Below are 660 nucleotides of genomic sequence, written 5' to 3'. Positions count from 1 at the left end.
CATCCGGGTGCGTGCCGCCTCGGCCCGCGCCCGAGCATCCGGGCCGGGCGGGATGATCTCGACAAGGCGGTGCCGCTTTCCCGTGACGGCGTCGTAGCCGGCGTGCACACGTACTCGCAGCCCGCCGTTCGGCAGACGATCGATGCTCCCCCGCACGAGCTTCCGGCCCGCCCGCGATGACCCCATACGGCCGAAGCTATGGCGGTTGGGGTCAGATTTGGGGTCACGACACGCTGGCACTGAGCGTGTCTCGCGAGCATCCGACCTGGTCGGAGGGGGTGGGCGCGGCAGGGATCGAACCTGCGACCGCTCGGGTGTAAACCGCGCGGCACTCCCCTCTCAGGTCTCCTACCAGCGACAACGCTGGCGCGAACTCCCTCTCCAACCCCTTTGACAGCACCCCTGAACGGAATTTCGTGTCATGAGTGGTGTCACGCCGCGAGCGCATTCAGTCGGCGCGGGGCCAATCATAACCTTCCGACCTCCTCTCAGCGTCGAGGCGATTCTTACGCTCCTACTTCTTCGTGGCCGCGAGGTCGAGGGCGACGTCGACGATCATGTCCTCTTGCCCGCCGACCATCCTGCGGCGGCCGACCTCCACCAGGATCTCGCGGGTGTCGAGCCCGTGCTCGGCTGCAGCCCGCTCCGCGTGGCGCAGGA

Annotated in this window: 1 protein-coding gene and 1 pseudogene; both read right to left on the bottom strand. The window is 67.9% G+C overall.

Annotated features, from left to right (window positions below; translation table 11 throughout):
- Positions 1-186 (bottom strand): annotated as a pseudogene (locus PKE99_RS38265) (integrase); the annotation flags it as partial.
- Positions 187-514: 328 nt separating this feature from the next.
- Positions 515-658 (bottom strand): 4-hydroxy-2-oxovalerate aldolase family protein, encoded by a 144-nt coding sequence (locus tag PKE99_RS38260; RefSeq protein ID WP_306470796.1) that lies wholly within the window; start codon positions 656-658, stop codon positions 515-517.
- Between the last annotated feature and the right edge of the window lie 2 nt (positions 659-660).

The organism is Pseudonocardia halophobica (assembly GCF_027922425.1).
Classification (GTDB): Bacteria; Actinomycetota; Actinomycetes; order Mycobacteriales; family Pseudonocardiaceae; genus Pseudonocardia; species Pseudonocardia halophobica.
This window is presented reverse-complemented; position numbering and strand designations above follow the sequence as displayed.